The organism is Thermophagus xiamenensis, from assembly GCF_900112795.1.
Lineage (GTDB): Bacteria > Bacteroidota > Bacteroidia > Bacteroidales > Marinilabiliaceae > Thermophagus > Thermophagus xiamenensis.
This window is the reverse complement of the sequence record NZ_FONA01000021.1, coordinates 1-15,036: the sequence shown is the minus strand read 5'-3', so window position 1 is coordinate 15,036 and position 15,036 is coordinate 1. Positions and strand designations below refer to the sequence as shown.

Below are 15,036 nucleotides of genomic sequence, written 5' to 3'. Positions count from 1 at the left end.
ACAACTATTTTTTTTCTTCTTTAGCTTTTTTATCACAAGCCTTACTACATTCTTTTTTCTCTGCTTTCTTGTCACATGCTTTTTTTTCTTTTTCGCAGCATGGTTTTTCCTTGTCACATGCCTTTTTTTCGGTTTTTTCCGGTTCCTGAATAGCTGCGCTGCTCATTACGGGAGCCGTAATTGCTAAAGTAAATACCAAAAGAAAGGATAAAGCCAGTTTACGTTTCATAGTACTATTGTTTTTAGGTTAATAAAATCTGTTCTTAATATTTAGATTGATTCTTAACAAAGATATGTTTTTGAATTTTTATTCCATGTTAATGAGATGTTAACAAAGATAGCCGGTGCTACACCTTTAAAGAGTTCGTAATATAGAGATAAAATACATTATGGTAGTGAAAAAGTGGTTGTTGAATGAAAAAATGGAAGAATGAATATCTGCTGGTATAATTTAGGCATCCAAATCAAAACTGAAATTTCTAAGATGGGACGAATAATTAACGCAATACTGTTATTAGGGCTGTTATTCACTATTCCTCTTTATTCGCAGAATGAAGAAGGAGCGAAAGGATGGACCTTGGAAAAATGTATAGAATATGCGCTCGAAAACAATATATCTGTTCAAAGTGCAAGAATAGCCATAGAAGCAGAAGAAGCAAATCTTTTGGAAACAAAGAGTAGTCGACTGCCTTCATTAAGTGCTTCATCAACCCTGTCGGGCAATAATTCCCGGGCTTTTGATAATACGGGTGGTGAGTTCTCAAAAGGCGTACAGGTTGGAGTAAATACTGAAGTGCCCATTTATCAGGGAGGCATCATAAATAATAACATCAAGGCCGGAGAAATTGAATTAGAGAAGGCACGACTTGATGTTGCCGAAGCCCAAAATGATATCGTTTTGTCGGTTACTCAGGCATGGCTCAATATCCTTTATGCTAGAGAGAATTATCTGTACTATCAGGATGTGGTTGAAACATCAAAGGTAAATCTGGAACGTTACAAAGCATTGTTTGATGCCGGAACCATTTCGCGAAAAGACTTAGCAGAGATCGAGTCCCAATATGCTTCGGACCGTTATTCTATGGTGACTGCAAAAAATGAGTTGGATATCCGCATCACCGACCTGAAAACCATGCTCAATCTATCGTATGATATTGATTTTAGTCCACTGTTCCCTGACCGGGTGGATGTCCCAAACGACGAGGTCCCTTCATTGGACACCATCGTGGTAGAGGTTTTAACCAAACGTCCTGAGGTAAAAAACAGTAATTTGTCAACTGAGGTTGCACGTATTGACCTCGCCAACGCTAAGGCAGGATATTTGCCAACAATTAATCTTAATGCTTCTGCCAGTTCTTCCTATTCCGATAATTACGATGGTTCTTTGGGTTCTCAATTTAATGACCGGTTCACTCAGTATGTGGGGCTATCATTAAGTGTTCCCATTTTCAGTCGGAACCAGAATAAAGCCAATGTAGCCCGTTCGAAAGTAATGGTCTACCAGGCTGAATTGAATGCCCGGGAAACCCAAAATAATCTTCTGCAAACTGTTGAACAGGTTTTTGTGGAACTTAAAGGACAACAGGAACGCTATCAGGCGGCTCTTGAGAAAGTAAATGCAGCAAAGATTAGCTACGAATATCAGCAGGAGCAATTTCAGTTGGGGATGTCCAATGCAATAGACTTGCGGCAGTCTAAAAACGATTTGTTAAACGCCAATGCGGAACTTATTCAAGCCAGATATTCGGTTTTGTTGTACCACAAGATATTGGATTTTTACAGAGGTTATCCTATTGGTACGGAGAATTACGATACGGCAATGGAAACAAATACAAGTGAATAGAAAATTTTAACAGGTGCTTCCCCGTACCCTTTTGGGAAAAGGGAAGAATTTGAAAACTATATAATAAACTTAACAGAGAGAACGTGTTCGCGTTTTTAAAGTAAAATGTCACGAAATACCAACAACATTATGAAGCGTAAATACATCTATGGGGGTGCAGCCATCCTGGCTCTGATCCTGGTAATTGTTTTTTTTGTGGGGAAAAAGAGCCCTGAAAATGAATTGAAACCGCGTATTCAAGTGGTTGAAAAAGGGAGTATCGTTAACACCGTTACCGCAACGGGAACCGTTGAACCAATAGATCAGGTGGAAGTGGGTACTCAGGTTTCGGGTGTCATCCAAAACATTTTTGTCGATTACAACGACAAAGTTACCAAAGGACAGTTAATAGCTCAAATTGATGAAAGTGCTTTAAGTGCAAGTCTCTTGCAACGTAAGGCAAGTTTATCATCAGCACGCAGTGAACTGGAATATCAGGAAAAAGCCTTTCAGCGTGTTAAAATGCTTTTTGAAAAAGGCATGGTGAGCGAGGCCGAATATGATGAAGCCAACTACCTTTACAGGACAGCTAAAGCTTCGGTTGAATCTCTTGAGTCGGAGGTTGAACAAGCAGCGGTTAATCTTTCTTATGCTCGCATCTATTCTCCTATCGACGGCGTTGTTCTTAGTGTAAGTGTGGAAGAAGGACAGACTGTGGCAGCCAGTTTTAGTACGCCTACCTTATTTTTGATTGCCAAAGATTTGACGCAAATGCAAGTGGAAGCAGATGTTGATGAAGCAGATATTGGCCAGGTGGAAGAGGGGCAAAGAGTGACTTTTACCGTTGATGCCTATCCCGATCAGGTATTTGCCGGTAAAGTAACCCAGGTACGCCTGGAGGCTGTGGAAGAGAGTAATGTGGTGACATATACCGTTATTATCGATGCGCCCAACCCTGACTTGAAACTAAAACCGGGGTTAACGGCCGAGGTTACCATTATAACGGAGGAAGCTACGGATGTTACCGTTGTTCCTGCTGCTGCCTTTCAGTTTTCGCCGGAAGGGAATATGCCAGAAGGAATGGATATGCCTCCTCATAGAGGGCCAGAAGATAGGATGGGAGATGAATCGGCCGCAGATCATAAAAGATTATGGCTGTGGGAACATGGCACTTTAAAGCCAACCATCGTGATTACCGGAATAGATGATGGTGTTTTTTACGAAATAAAAGAAGGGGTTTTGCCCGGGGATTCGGTAGTTATAGGAATGGATCATGCACAAATCAATGGTTCTTCCGAGTCGGACAGGAGTCCTTTTATGCCCAGCAGACCGGGTGGGGGCAGAAGATAATGCTTCTTGATGGTATTGTCGGAAAGCTTCGGTATCTTTTTCCCGAAAACACAATTCGGAACTATTTAAGAAATGTGGTTTAGAAAGTACCGGTTATTCGGGGTTAACATGAATTTTTGATAAAACGAAATGATGCAATGAAGCATGAAATCATAAAAATATCGCAGCTGAAAAGAGATTTTATTGTGGGGATTGAGACCGTTCATGCCTTACGAGGTGTTTCTTTTACCGTGGAAGAGGGCGAATTCGTTACCATAATGGGAACCAGTGGTTCGGGAAAATCTACCTTATTAAATGTTCTTGGTGCACTCGATAAGCCCACATCCGGGCATTATTTCCTCGACGGGGTCGATGTAAGCAGTTTGTCCAAAAATGAACTGGCTTTAATCCGAAATCGGAAAATAGGATTTGTCTTTCAGTCTTTTAACTTGCTTCCTCGTACTTCAGCCTTGGAAAACGTGGAGTTGCCCTTAATGTATAATTCCACTATTCCTTCACGTAAAAGAAAGGAAATGGCTGTTGAAGCCCTGCGAATTGTCGGATTGGCCAATCGTATGGACCATGCGCCCAATCAGCTTTCCGGCGGTCAGCAGCAGCGGGTGGCCATTGCCCGGGCCCTGGTCAATGACCCCGTAATGATATTGGCCGATGAAGCCACAGGAAATCTCGACAGCAAAACAACCCTCGACATCATGTCTCTGTTTCAGGAGCTGAACAGTCAGGGAAAAACAATCGTTTTTGTTACGCACGAACCTGACATCGCCGAGTACAGCAAACGTACCATCGTATTAAAAGACGGCGAAATTATTGACGATTATGCCAATATTGGTCGTCCGGCAAAAAGCATGTAATCAGAAATTTCACAAACCATGAATATATTTAATCTTGCAAAGATAGCCCTCAAGGCAATGTTTCGTAATAAGATGCGAACCTTTCTGACCATGCTGGGAATCATCATCGGGGTAACATCTGTTATTACCATGCTGGCCATAGGGCAGGGATCCAAACAAAGTATTCAGGAACAGATTTCTTCCATGGGTGCAAATATGGTGATGATTCGCCCGGGAAGTGAAGAGCGGGGTGGCGTGAGAATTGATCCGTCATCCATGAAAACCTTGGATATGAAAGATATAGAGACCATAAAAAAATATGCTGAGCATATTTCGGCTATTTCTCCCGTGGTGAAAACATCGGGGCAGGCCATTGCAGGTTCCAATAACTGGCCTACCATGATTCAAGGCGTAAACACAGAATTCTTGGACATCAGAAAAATGGAAGTGGACGAGGGGGTCATGTTTAGTGATTATCATATTAAACGTGCATCCAAGGTTTGTTTGTTGGGGCAGACAGTGGTTGAAGAGTTATTCCCGGACAAAGAATCGGTCATTGGAGAAACGGTTCGGTTTGGAAAAATTCCCTTTAAGGTGATTGGAGTATTGGGCGAAAAAGGAGAGAACTCTTTTGGACAGGACCAGGATGATATTATTCTGGCGCCATACACCACTGTACAAAAACGAGTCATGGCCATTACACACATTCAGGATATCTATGCCAGTGCTACCAGCGAGGCCGATTCCGAAGCCGCAGAAGAAGAAATAGCTGAGGCTTTGAGGCTTTCTCACGAACTTGGTGAGGACGATGAAGATGATTTCACCGTAAGGTCTCAACAGGAATTGATATCCACATTTAGTTCCACCAGTGAGATGCTTACCATTCTTTTAGGTGCCATTGCGGGAATTTCATTGTTGGTAGGTGGCATTGGCATCATGAACATCATGTTTGTCTCCGTAACGGAGCGGACGCGCGAAATAGGATTGCGAATGGCTATCGGAGGGCGCGGGATAGATATCCTGTCGCAGTTTCTTATGGAAGCCATAATTGTAAGTGTGGGAGGGGGGTTGTTAGGAATTTTTCTTGGTCTGGCTGTTTCTTATGGAATAGGCAATTTTTTGAATTGGCCCATATTGGTAACCGAGCAATCCATTTTGCTCTCATTTGCCGTTTGTGCAGTAGTTGGAATCTTTTTCGGATGGTATCCGGCCCGTAAGGCTGCCAGTCTTGACCCCATCGATGCATTACGCTATGAATAAATTGGCCCTAAAATTGTAACAATTAAGCAAAGCTCCCATATAAAAACTATAAATATTTAGTTTTTTGGGAGCAAAACCTTATTGTTATGATTTTTAAAGCTACTTTTTTTATTCTGTCTTGTTTTGCAGGGATATCTGCCTTGGCCGGAAATATGGTTATACCTTTTCCTGGCAGTGGTAGCATGAACTATTCTCCTGGTGAGGAACTCGTTTATTCCCTCAAATATGGATTCATAAAAGGCGGAGAGGCCCGGTTGACTGTAAAAGATACTGTTTTATTGGGGAAACCGGTGCATCATGTCGTAGCCAGTGGCAGAACTGTTGGATTGGCGGACGCCGTTTATAAAGTGCGTGACCGGTATGAAAGCTTTATTGATCCTTCCTCCCAATTACCTGTTAAAGCCATCCGAAGCATTCGGGAAGGGGGGTACAAATATTATAATGAAGTATTGTTTGAACATCATCATGAGGATTCTGCATTGGTAAGAAGCCAAAAATCTGGTGAACATTGGGTCCCCAAGAATATTCAGGATATTCTTTCTGCATTTTATTATGCGCGTAAAAATAAATTTAATGATAACCTGAAAAAAGGCGAGGTTATCGAAATTATGACCTATTTCTCAGATGAGTTGTTCCCCCTTCGCATTCGTTATATGGGCATAGATGTTATAAATACCCCGTTGGGCAAATTGGAATGCTATTTGTTTTCACCGGTGACAGAGGTCGGTCGTGCCTTTAAAACCGAGGACGATATGCAAGTTTGGATCTCTCGTGACAAGAACCGCGTGCCCGTACGTATTCGGTTTCAGCTAAGGGTTGGAGCTTTTACTTGTAACTTGGAACAATTTAGAGGCCTTCAGGAACCATTTTCCAGTTTCGTGGTAGAATAAAGCCAATAATTTGGAGGGTTAATCTGATTTACACTATTTTTGCAGGGCAAAAATTACACATCTAATTTTAACAGAAAATTAAATGGCAACTACTGCAGATTTTAGAAATGGCATGTGCATCGAATTAAACGGGCAGCTCTACTTTATTGTCCAGTTTCAGCATGTGAAGCCCGGTAAAGGTCCTGCCTTTGTCAGAACCAAACTTAAAAATGTGGCAACAGGGAAAGTAATTGATAATACATTTCCATCCGGACATAAAGTTAATGAGGCGCGTGTGGAACGACGACCCCATCAGTTTTTATATAACGATGATTTGGGGTATCATTTTATGAATAGTGAAACCTTTGAACAAATCAATTTGGCAAAGGACCTTGTAGAAAGTCCTCATTTATTAAAAGAAGGATTGGAAGTTGAGGTGGTTTATCACGCCGATACCGAAACCCCTTTGATGGTTAATCTGCCGCAGTTTATTACCTATGAGGTTACTTATACCGAGCCAGGGGTGCGGGGCGATACTTCCTCAACCAGCTCATTGAAACCCGCCACCATTGATACCGGTGCCACCATTATGGTTCCTCTGTTTATTAATACCGGTGATCGTATTAAGGTGGATACTCGCGACCAATCATATGTGGAAAGAGTGAAAGATTAAAAGTATTTAGGTTAATAGTTCTTTTGACGTTAAAAAATAATTTTCCAAACCTGTCAAAAAAGTATCTGATACTTTTGGCAGGTTTTTTATTGTTGATAAATTTCAATAAAATAAATTTTCGCAAAGAATAATATAATTTCGTACATTTATGCGGAATGTATGACATTAAATTCCCATGATTACGCAGGTGAAAAAGAAGCGACTTCGATTATATAAAGATAGACTCAATATATTGTTAGATATAGCGCAAACCATCAACCAGGACCATTCGGTTGAAGATTTGCTGGCCGAGTTTGAAATATTGCTTCGAGAAGAGTTAGAGGTTGGGAAAATTCTTGTTTTTACCAATTCTGATGGTGAGTGGAAAAATTTGCTGGTTTCTGGTGTCTCTGCCCAAGAGGTTGAAAAAATTAAAGTTGAAAGGGATTTATTACCATTCAAAACAATAGAAAATATTACCCTTTCTCCGCCCCTCCCCTTGCAAGGGTTTGATGCTGTAATTCCTCTTTTCCATCGTTATCGTGCTATAGGATATGTTCTTATTGGTGATGTGGAAGAAGAACACCACGGAATAAGTCCTACCATAAAGCACTTAAAGTTAATACAAATAATATCCAATCTGATTATTGTTTTCATTGAAAACAAACGCATGCAGGAAGCTATCCTGGAACAAGAGGCCCTTAAGAAGGAGATGGAGGTGGCTTCCAAAATACAGACTCAACTCATTCCCAGTCCGGAGGATCTTCCAAACCATCGAAAATTGTCATTGCATGCGTTTTATCATCCTCATTGGGGTGTAGGTGGTGATTACTATGATATTATTCCTTTGTCACGTCATTCCATTGGATTTTGCGTGGCCGATGTTTCAGGCAAAGGTATCTCTGCAGCTTTATTAATGTCCAATTTTCAGGCTGTTGTACGCACACTTTTCACCTCCGGGATTGATATGAAAAAACTGATTCATCAATTGAATCAGAGAGTAAATGCCAGTGCCAATAATGAAAAATTCATCACGCTTTTTATTGGGAAATATAACCTGCGCAGTCGTCGGCTTGTTTATGTAAATGCCGGACATTTACCGCCTTTGCTGTTTGACCGACGAAAATCACATCTAATGTCTCTTGACCAGGGTTGTATAGGCTTAGGCATGTTGGATGTTATTCCTTCCATCGAAGTAGGTAAGATAAAAGTTCCCAAAAATGCCAAACTAATGGCCTTTACAGATGGGCTTATTGAATTGGAACGTGACAATGAGGTGCATTCTGGGTTGATGAATATTGAGAAGATTATTACCAATCAAAAAAGTATTGAAGAAAATATGGAAGAAGCAAAGCAATTGGTTTCTTACCACATTGAATTGGGCGCTGTTTTTGATGATATTTCATTGATAGGAATGGAATTTAAATAAGTTCTTTAAAGTACTGACCCCTGCTGGGGAGTTGTGTGTTAGTCCAATTTTGCCCAAAGTTCTGAAATCTTACTGCGATAAGTACGTATTATTCTTAAATTTTTTTCTCCAATAACCTGTTTCAATTCTTCTTTGTTATGCCCAAGGCTTTTGTTTAGAATACGGATGTTAATTTTTTTCTGCTCATCGGAAATATAGGGATTTTCGTTAATATGTTCTTTGGTGGTTTGTAAAAATTGCAGCCTGTCATTATTTAGGGTGTCGTAATTAAGACAAAACCAGGCTTTGCAAAAGGTTTCCAAAGCATCTAGCAAAAGTGCATCATATCCAAATTGTTCGAGAATTGATTGACCTGTAGAATGTAATGAAGCATCCCTGGGCCAAATATAATAAGCCGGCGATACGGTTATGCCTACTTCTTTTAACTTGGGTACTAAACGCGGCAGTGTGCCAAGAATATGTCTTATTTCCTTATCTGAAAGTGTGTCATCACATATTTTCTGAGGAATTATGACTGTAGTAATTAATAATATGAAGAGAGTGACTAAAAGTTTTCGTGTCATTTTTTAAGATATTGAAACTTAAGTCTGATTTCCAATGACTAAGTTACTAAATTATCTTATGTCGTCAGCCTTTTGTTTAAATTTGTCGATATCTTCTACCTTAAAATTGCCGTAAAATGAAAGCATAATCAGTTTCCCTTCGTTGTGGTCAATAATATGACATTCTTTAATCCTTTTTCCTGAACGGAGGACGAAAACCCGACTGTCCGTATCCTCTATATCTTCCTCTGCAATTTCTTTGTAAGGCCTGCTTCTCATTGTTTTTAATACCGAGCCTATGGCAGAGGAGCCATTCGCTTCATTGCATATCATTAGCTTTACTTTTTGCAATGGACCGGTTACTTGTTTAGTTTCTTCATCAACCGTCATATCCACCAGATCAATAATATCTTTGGATAGTGTGAGAATGGTTACACCTTCGGCGCCTTCCAGACCGGCATATAATTTTTCAGATGCGCTAAGTTGAGCCCTAAGTGCCGGAGCTGCAACTAATAAAACAGTAATTATTAGTAATATCTTTTTCATTCGTATATAATTTATTTAACTCATTGGCCGAATGGAACTCGCATGGCTTAATAAAATTTACATGTTCTTTTGTGGCAAAAGCTGCCATGCTCGTTTCATCCGTATAAATTTTACTTACTTCATTGATATATTGTTTCTTAAAAGTAATCATTAGTGGTTAGTTCATTAGTTACTATTCCATTAACACTAATGACTGTTGACTAGTGACTAATCACTTTTTCTGACTCTGTCTTTTCTATCCCTATTGCATCAAATATTTAAATTCATCTGCTACAACGATATGTTTGTTTTCTGGGATTTGAATATTTACCTCAATGGTCTGGTTTCGCAATATCCCCGGATTCTGGATGCTGAAATAGCGGTCGAGTAATAAAAGAGAATCATCCTGCAGAAAAAAATATTCAATCCTTTCAGCATTTTTAAGAGCTTCTTCTGAGTTGCGACCCCGCGACTTTTTCCGGATTGATATTTCGAAATTTTTTGCATTTTTAATCAGGTTAAATTTGGGTGTCCCCACCAGAACTAATCCTTCTTTTTGATTTTTGATAGTGATACCATTACTGCTAAATATTTGTTCTCCTTCCCCTAATTTAAGTGACGAAGCTGAAGGTTTTATATAGATAGTGTCCGAAGATGGTAATTCCAATAATTTTCGTTCTTCTATTTCCATTTTGGCGGAATATTCGGTGGCCATTCGAATGGCAGAATAGCTTATCAGGCCTATTCCAATTAACCATAGAATAAGTGAGGTGACCAGGATTGTTACTGCACCCTTTTTAAATCTAAAAACAAGAAATAATCCCAGATAAAATATTACCAATAACGGAATGCCAACGATTAGAAGTGAGCCGATTAATACCATTATTTGCTGTTCAGGTAAAAGGAATAGTTGTTCAATTTCAGGAAGCCATATTTCATGACTAAATATTTTTTCGAAGACCAAATCTGTCATGGAAAAGGTCATGATTAATCCGGTGAGGGATATAAATGAGAGAACAATCAGGATTATACCGGCAACTATTGAAATTATGCGAAGGGTGCGTTTAATTAAATCGTTGCTTTGGCTTCTCACTGCCGGTCGTTTCCCTGATGATTCAATACCTGCCGAAACGCCTGTCATCATAATCCGTTGTTGCAAGGTCTTGGCTTTGGGAATCGCAATCCATAGTATTAGATAAATAAGGATTGATGATGCATAGAAAAATGTTCCCAGGATAAATAGTAAACGAAAAATTATTGGGTCTATGTTAAAGTAATAACCCAATCCGCTGCAGACTCCACCCAATATTCGGTTGTCAGGGTCTCTGAATAGCTGTTTTTTTCGGTAAGGTTCTCTTGCATATGAGGCGCTTGATGAGTCATCTGGGTCGGAAGGGGTATCGTAATCGGCCGGATCGCCTAATGTTTTGATGACTTCTTCTACATTTTCAATGGTAACCGATGTTGTGGCATCGGGATGGATGCTTCTAAAGAGCTCGGCAATACGAAGGTTGATGTCTTCAAAGGTTTCTTGTGCTTCTGCAGTCATCCCAAGTTTGGCTTTTACTTGTTCCAGATAGGTGTTAAGCCGATCATATGCATCTTCGTCCATGCTAAAAGCATGTCCGGCTAGATTGATTTGTATGGTTTTTTTCATGATGTCAGGTTTGCTAATATTTTATGGTAATGAAAAATGCATTAAATAGTCAAGAGTTTCAAAGATGAGGGAAAATTAAATGGGGCCAAATAAAAATCCCGATCATTTTGAACAGAAAAGCCGAAACTAGCAGCACACCTATCAATATCAGAAATCCCTTCAGGGCAGTGCGGAAAGCCAGTCCTAAAATTAATAGTATTACTGTCAGAGGCAAAACACCGGGAAATCCCATATGTACAAAGGGTAAATTAACATGGAACCCCGGTGCCCAGCCCAAATTAAAAGGGATGTTTATTAAATTGCCAATGATTATAACGCCTATAACTACCGATGCAATTATCAAAGCTGTGCGGTCTCGCTTTTGAATGCCTGAAAGATAGTTTTCTCCTCTTCGGTAAGCATCCGATTGCTGGAATTTGTTTTTTACTTTATAATATTCATTGCGAATATTTTTCTCAATATTTGAAATATTAACATCATGGCCTTGCATTTCCAGTCGTTGGGTCGCTGTTAGTGCAGGTGGGATGGCTATCCACAAAATAATATAAATGGGTATGATGGCACCAAAGCTTAAAAAAGGCAAAATGGCAAACAATACCCTAACAAAAACCCTGTCGATGTTGAAATAGGCTGCTATTCCTGAACAAACACCTCCGATGACGCGGTCTTCTATATCGCGGTATAAGCGACGTCGGGGCGGAGGAGTAGAATAGGATGTGTTAGATTTTTGTCCGTCGAATGGTTCGTCAGTACCTTCTTCCGAGAAATCTTCCGGATGACCCATAATAGCGATAATTTCGTCCACCAAAGTAGTCGTTATGACCGAAGTGGAAGGGTTAATTCTCTCTTCGAACAATTCCCTGATACGTGCTTCAATATCGGAATATATTTCCCGGCCGCTCTCCTTGTCTTGCGACCAGGTTTCCAGTTTTTTAAGATAATCATCCAGCCGTGCAAAGGCATCTTCATCAATATAAAAGGAATGACCTGATATGTTAATGGTAACTACTTTTTTCATCGTTATGTTTTTTTTCATTTATAGAATTAACAGAATCTACTAACTCTTTCCAGGATTTGTCAAGTTCCTGAAGAAATTCCTGACCACGGTCGGTCAGCTCATAATATTTTCTTGGAGGACCTTGTGTCGACTCTTCCCATCGGTAGGAAAGAAGCCCTGCATTTTTTAATCTGGTAAGGAGTGGATAAAGCGTTCCTTCTACCACGATGATACGTGCTTCTTTAAGGTCTTTAATGATGTCAGAGGCGTATGCATCACCTCTGGATAGCACCGAAAGAATGCAATATTCCAGCACACCTTTACGCATCTGAGCTTTGGCATTTTCTATCTTCATAAGATTGTTTTTTAAAACGGAAGACCAATCATGAACACATGGGTTCCTGTATTCGATCTTTCGTGTCCCGAATCTGCTTCGGAACAGTGTTCAACATCTTTTTTCATTATCTCAGTGGTGACTGAAGGTTTATCCTCTTCACTTGGGCACGGTTGCCATTGGCCCGTTAGAACGGACAAAAAGCAGAGGCCGCTAACAGCAATGATGGTTGTCCATTTGCTTTTTGTGAGTGGTTGTTTTCTCTTCATGTCATTTGTGTAAATTTTATTTAAGTCGTTGGTTTCAGGTATTCTGCATGAATTGTTTTGTGCAAACTTACACACATTACCTGTCAATACCCTGAATAAGGTATTGCAAATATATGAAATAAAATTAGTACTATGCAATACATAGTATTAAGTTTTTTAAAAAAATATTGAGGCGAGCAGGACCAATCAATAAGATTCCCGGCCAGAGAGAATAAAGATTGGGTTGGTAAGAGGAACTATAACAATTGTTTATGGGCGTTTTGATGCGAGGGTGTCGAGTGTATTGACCCCTGAAGAAAGTAAGAATAGACTAACGACCGGAGAAGTGGAAGAGAGGGTGCCTAACGTTACTGATGATTATAATTCTTTCCCCAACCAGATTGTAATGTGGTTCCGGAAAGATATAATCTTTTCAGACACCCTCTTATTCAACCGGAATTTTTTGTGGGTCTGTTATATTGAAAGCGTTATAAACCCATTTTTTGTATGTTGTAATCCGTATAGAATTCCATTTTCCGTGATTTTAATTTTTTCAGGTAAGCTATTTCTGTCAACGCTAAATTTGTTAAGAGAAATACCGCAAGCAAAAACTTTTATGTTGAGCGCATCGGCTTCTTCCAATAACTTTATAAAATCGGTGTTATTGGGAATGTCTTTCACCGTTTTTCCACAGAAAACAACGTGAAATTCACCAAATTTTTCATCGTCTTCATTCATTAATTCCTTAGCGGTTGTCAGTATGGGACCTATTTGCCGTATGTCTTTCGAAAATATCAGATAGTTGTCCTTTTCGTGGATTTTATTGCTTGCGTTTAATTGATGGGTTCCCGATAATAAAAGGGAAAGTATTGTTGATAAAACAATTATCCAATTTTTCATGATGTTTGGTCATTTAGTTTTGGGTTCATACTAAAAAAAATAAGTCCACCAAGGATGGCAATATTTTTGAAAAGCGGTCCTAATGTTGCCATTTGTCCTACCTGAATGGTTAAGGTAATGGGGATTAAAACTGCGATAAGGGCAATGGCTGCCCATCTCGTTTTAAAACCTATAAGTAATGAAATTCCTGCTATAAGCATAACAATGCCGGAAAGAATCACTGCCGTTTCGGGCGAGCCGAGCATGTGCCCGATAAACCCCAGTTTAGCACTTTCTATTCGGCTGACGGTATGTTCGAGTTTGAAAAAATGACTAAAACTAGCCACTATAAAAATCAGGCTGACCATAACACGAAGAATTACTACCGATTTATAACTTACCGTTATTGTTTTGTCTTGAAAATTCATGGGTATATAAATTTTTTATTTAGTGTTGTTAATGTTTACTTCTTTTGAAAATAGGCATGATAGATGCGATCAGAAGATTTTCCTGCAGATTCATTAAAAACTTCTTCTGCCTTCTGCCTCTGTCGTTTTATACATTTTCTTTTGTGACAACCCTAAGTTGCCATGCTCGTTTCATCAACTGGATATAATTTCGAGTTATCCCTTTAATCGGTGCAGGATAATGGGATACTAAATTTCCGGAGTTTGTGTGGTCATAGAAAGACCTTAATGTTATGAAACAAAATGTAAAGAGGTATTTTAGAAGAGATGAGAGTTCTTTCCTTTTCGGGATACCGGTAAGTGACGGGATAAAGTGAAAATGCGTTGTAGAAATTGTTGCCGGATTTTAATCCGGTTAAGTGATGCGAAGGAGAAGGTGATTCAATGTTTACAAAGCAACTGGATGATAATTCAGAAATGCTGCAGGTTGAAACGCCGATGGTTGTTTTATGTGGATTGGGAACCTTTGTTTGAGCAATACCAAGTTGGGCCTGTATAAAATGTTGAAATTTACAGGGCGAAAGGAATAATAAGGTTACGAATAATATGGTTCGTAGAATATTATTCATTACACGTGGCATGAATTTTACACAAGGTGAAATATCAAACTTTATGCCATGGTAATATCTTTTCTCTGTGCCGGGACACATGATGAGAGATAAATGACGAAGGATAGTATAAATAAAAGTTGGATCCATGTATTTTTCATAGTGGTTTAATTTTAGGTAACTATAATTTTGTTTCTGAAGTATCGGGATAAAGGTTTTTATAATCTCATCTGACAAGCCAGCCATATGGAATCACCCGTGTTTGGCGAAATGGACCCGTTCTGAATGACATAGTGCAATGCCAGTTTTAATTTGTCTTTATTGAGATACCAGTTTATCCCGAAATCCAACGTGTGATCATCACCAATATATTTGAAGAGCGTTTCGGAGCCATTTCCGTCAAAGCATTTTGGAGACAAGTCTTCATGGTTATGCTCGTTAAATCTATTTATGATATCTGATGTGTCTAATGTTTACGAAAAATCATACCGTAAATTATAATTATTTGATTTTTTTTAGATAGGGAATCGACTTATCCCGGATTATGCATTAGAATAATTAAAAGGTGGACTTAGGCTTTCCACTTTCGCAAATATTCCGTCCATCCAGGGTCGCCTTTTTGCATTC

Annotated in this window: 16 protein-coding genes; 7 read left to right on the top strand and 9 right to left on the bottom strand. The window is 39.4% G+C overall.

Features of this window, described 5'->3' with window-relative positions; genetic code table 11:
* Positions 1-4 precede the first annotated feature (4 nt).
* Positions 5-229, bottom strand: coding sequence for a hypothetical protein (locus BM130_RS12270; RefSeq protein WP_010528912.1), 225 nt, complete (start codon positions 227-229; stop codon positions 5-7).
* Positions 230-430: 201 nt separating this feature from the next.
* Here BM130_RS12270 and BM130_RS12265 point away from each other — a divergent pair, with 201 nt between their 5' ends.
* From BM130_RS12265 to BM130_RS12235, 7 genes are all read left to right on the top strand, one after another.
* The gene (locus tag BM130_RS12265; RefSeq protein WP_010528913.1) at positions 431-1,843 is read left to right on the top strand and encodes a TolC family protein; all 1,413 of its coding nucleotides are present in this window, start codon (positions 431-433) and stop codon (positions 1,841-1,843) included.
* A gap of 105 nt (positions 1,844-1,948) precedes the next feature.
* On the top strand, positions 1,949-3,172 hold the full coding sequence (locus BM130_RS12260; RefSeq protein ID WP_254771986.1) for an efflux RND transporter periplasmic adaptor subunit: 1,224 nt from the start codon (positions 1,949-1,951) through the stop codon (positions 3,170-3,172).
* 137 nt (positions 3,173-3,309) lie between these two features.
* Positions 3,310-4,023: an ABC transporter ATP-binding protein gene (locus BM130_RS12255; RefSeq protein WP_010528915.1), complete on the top strand. Its 714-nt coding sequence runs from the start codon at positions 3,310-3,312 to the stop codon at positions 4,021-4,023.
* 18 nt (positions 4,024-4,041) lie between these two features.
* Positions 4,042-5,262, top strand: coding sequence for an ABC transporter permease (locus BM130_RS12250; protein WP_010528916.1), 1,221 nt, complete (start codon positions 4,042-4,044; stop codon positions 5,260-5,262).
* An 86-nt stretch (positions 5,263-5,348) separates the two neighbouring features.
* Positions 5,349-6,152, top strand: coding sequence for a DUF3108 domain-containing protein (locus tag BM130_RS12245; protein WP_010528917.1), 804 nt, complete (start codon positions 5,349-5,351; stop codon positions 6,150-6,152).
* Between the two features lie 82 nt (positions 6,153-6,234).
* A complete protein-coding gene (gene efp, locus BM130_RS12240) occupies positions 6,235-6,804 on the top strand; it encodes an elongation factor P (RefSeq protein WP_010528918.1) in 570 nt (189 codons plus the stop codon).
* Between the two features lie 175 nt (positions 6,805-6,979).
* Complete coding sequence (locus BM130_RS12235; RefSeq protein ID WP_010528919.1) at positions 6,980-8,212, top strand: PP2C family protein-serine/threonine phosphatase; 1,233 nt, start codon at positions 6,980-6,982, stop codon at positions 8,210-8,212.
* Positions 8,213-8,250: 38 nt separating this feature from the next.
* Here the strand turns inward: BM130_RS12235 and BM130_RS12230 are convergent, their stop codons facing one another.
* The 8 genes from BM130_RS12230 to BM130_RS12190 all read right to left on the bottom strand — a co-directional run bounded on the left by BM130_RS12230 (position 8,251) and on the right by BM130_RS12190 (position 14,559).
* Complete coding sequence (locus BM130_RS12230) at positions 8,251-8,775, bottom strand: hypothetical protein (RefSeq protein ID WP_010528920.1); 525 nt, start codon at positions 8,773-8,775, stop codon at positions 8,251-8,253.
* Positions 8,776-8,826: 51 nt separating this feature from the next.
* The gene (locus tag BM130_RS12225; RefSeq protein ID WP_010528921.1) at positions 8,827-9,300 is read right to left on the bottom strand and encodes a DUF4252 domain-containing protein; all 474 of its coding nucleotides are present in this window, start codon (positions 9,298-9,300) and stop codon (positions 8,827-8,829) included.
* A gap of 241 nt (positions 9,301-9,541) precedes the next feature.
* Positions 9,542-10,936 carry a PspC domain-containing protein gene (locus BM130_RS12220; RefSeq protein WP_010528922.1) on the bottom strand — a complete coding sequence of 465 codons (1,395 nt, stop codon included), beginning with the start codon at positions 10,934-10,936 and terminating at the stop codon, positions 9,542-9,544.
* A gap of 58 nt (positions 10,937-10,994) precedes the next feature.
* Entirely contained in the window at positions 10,995-11,954 is a 960-nt protein-coding gene (locus BM130_RS12215) for a PspC domain-containing protein (protein WP_010528923.1), read from the bottom strand.
* Positions 11,932-12,288, bottom strand: coding sequence for a PadR family transcriptional regulator (locus BM130_RS12210; protein WP_010528924.1), 357 nt, complete (start codon positions 12,286-12,288; stop codon positions 11,932-11,934). Before BM130_RS12210 ends, BM130_RS12215 begins: the two co-directional genes overlap by 23 nt.
* A gap of 701 nt (positions 12,289-12,989) precedes the next feature.
* A complete protein-coding gene (locus BM130_RS12200) occupies positions 12,990-13,415 on the bottom strand; it encodes a hypothetical protein (RefSeq protein WP_010528926.1) in 426 nt (141 codons plus the stop codon).
* Positions 13,412-13,822 (bottom strand): DoxX family protein, encoded by a 411-nt coding sequence (locus tag BM130_RS12195; protein ID WP_010528927.1) that lies wholly within the window; start codon positions 13,820-13,822, stop codon positions 13,412-13,414. Before BM130_RS12195 ends, BM130_RS12200 begins: the two co-directional genes overlap by 4 nt.
* 251 nt (positions 13,823-14,073) lie before the next feature.
* Complete coding sequence (locus BM130_RS12190) at positions 14,074-14,559, bottom strand: hypothetical protein (RefSeq protein WP_138956956.1); 486 nt, start codon at positions 14,557-14,559, stop codon at positions 14,074-14,076.
* Between the last annotated feature and the right edge of the window lie 477 nt (positions 14,560-15,036).

Bases quoted from the DNA above. Each gene is read 5' to 3' on its own strand.
- BM130_RS12270 (WP_010528912.1), bottom strand. From the start codon at position 229: ATGAAACGTAAACTGGCTTTATCCTTTCTTTTGGTATTTACTTTAGCA.
- efp (WP_010528918.1), top strand. From the start codon at position 6,235: ATGGCAACTACTGCAGATTTTAGAAATGGCATGTGCATCGAATTAAAC.
- BM130_RS12255 (WP_010528915.1), top strand. From the start codon at position 3,310: ATGAAGCATGAAATCATAAAAATATCGCAGCTGAAAAGAGATTTTATT.
- BM130_RS12265 (WP_010528913.1), top strand. From the start codon at position 431: ATGAATATCTGCTGGTATAATTTAGGCATCCAAATCAAAACTGAAATT.
- BM130_RS12215 (WP_010528923.1), bottom strand. From the start codon at position 11,954: ATGAAAAAAGTAGTTACCATTAACATATCAGGTCATTCCTTTTATATT.
- BM130_RS12230 (WP_010528920.1), bottom strand. From the start codon at position 8,775: ATGACACGAAAACTTTTAGTCACTCTCTTCATATTATTAATTACTACA.
- BM130_RS12245 (WP_010528917.1), top strand. From the start codon at position 5,349: ATGATTTTTAAAGCTACTTTTTTTATTCTGTCTTGTTTTGCAGGGATA.
- BM130_RS12210 (WP_010528924.1), bottom strand. From the start codon at position 12,288: ATGAAGATAGAAAATGCCAAAGCTCAGATGCGTAAAGGTGTGCTGGAA.
- BM130_RS12225 (WP_010528921.1), bottom strand. From the start codon at position 9,300: ATGAAAAAGATATTACTAATAATTACTGTTTTATTAGTTGCAGCTCCG.
- BM130_RS12250 (WP_010528916.1), top strand. From the start codon at position 4,042: ATGAATATATTTAATCTTGCAAAGATAGCCCTCAAGGCAATGTTTCGT.
- BM130_RS12220 (WP_010528922.1), bottom strand. From the start codon at position 10,936: ATGAAAAAAACCATACAAATCAATCTAGCCGGACATGCTTTTAGCATG.
- BM130_RS12200 (WP_010528926.1), bottom strand. From the start codon at position 13,415: ATGAAAAATTGGATAATTGTTTTATCAACAATACTTTCCCTTTTATTA.
- BM130_RS12260 (WP_254771986.1), top strand. From the start codon at position 1,949: ATGTCACGAAATACCAACAACATTATGAAGCGTAAATACATCTATGGG.
- BM130_RS12190 (WP_138956956.1), bottom strand. From the start codon at position 14,559: ATGGATCCAACTTTTATTTATACTATCCTTCGTCATTTATCTCTCATC.
- BM130_RS12195 (WP_010528927.1), bottom strand. From the start codon at position 13,822: ATGAATTTTCAAGACAAAACAATAACGGTAAGTTATAAATCGGTAGTA.
- BM130_RS12235 (WP_010528919.1), top strand. From the start codon at position 6,980: ATGATTACGCAGGTGAAAAAGAAGCGACTTCGATTATATAAAGATAGA.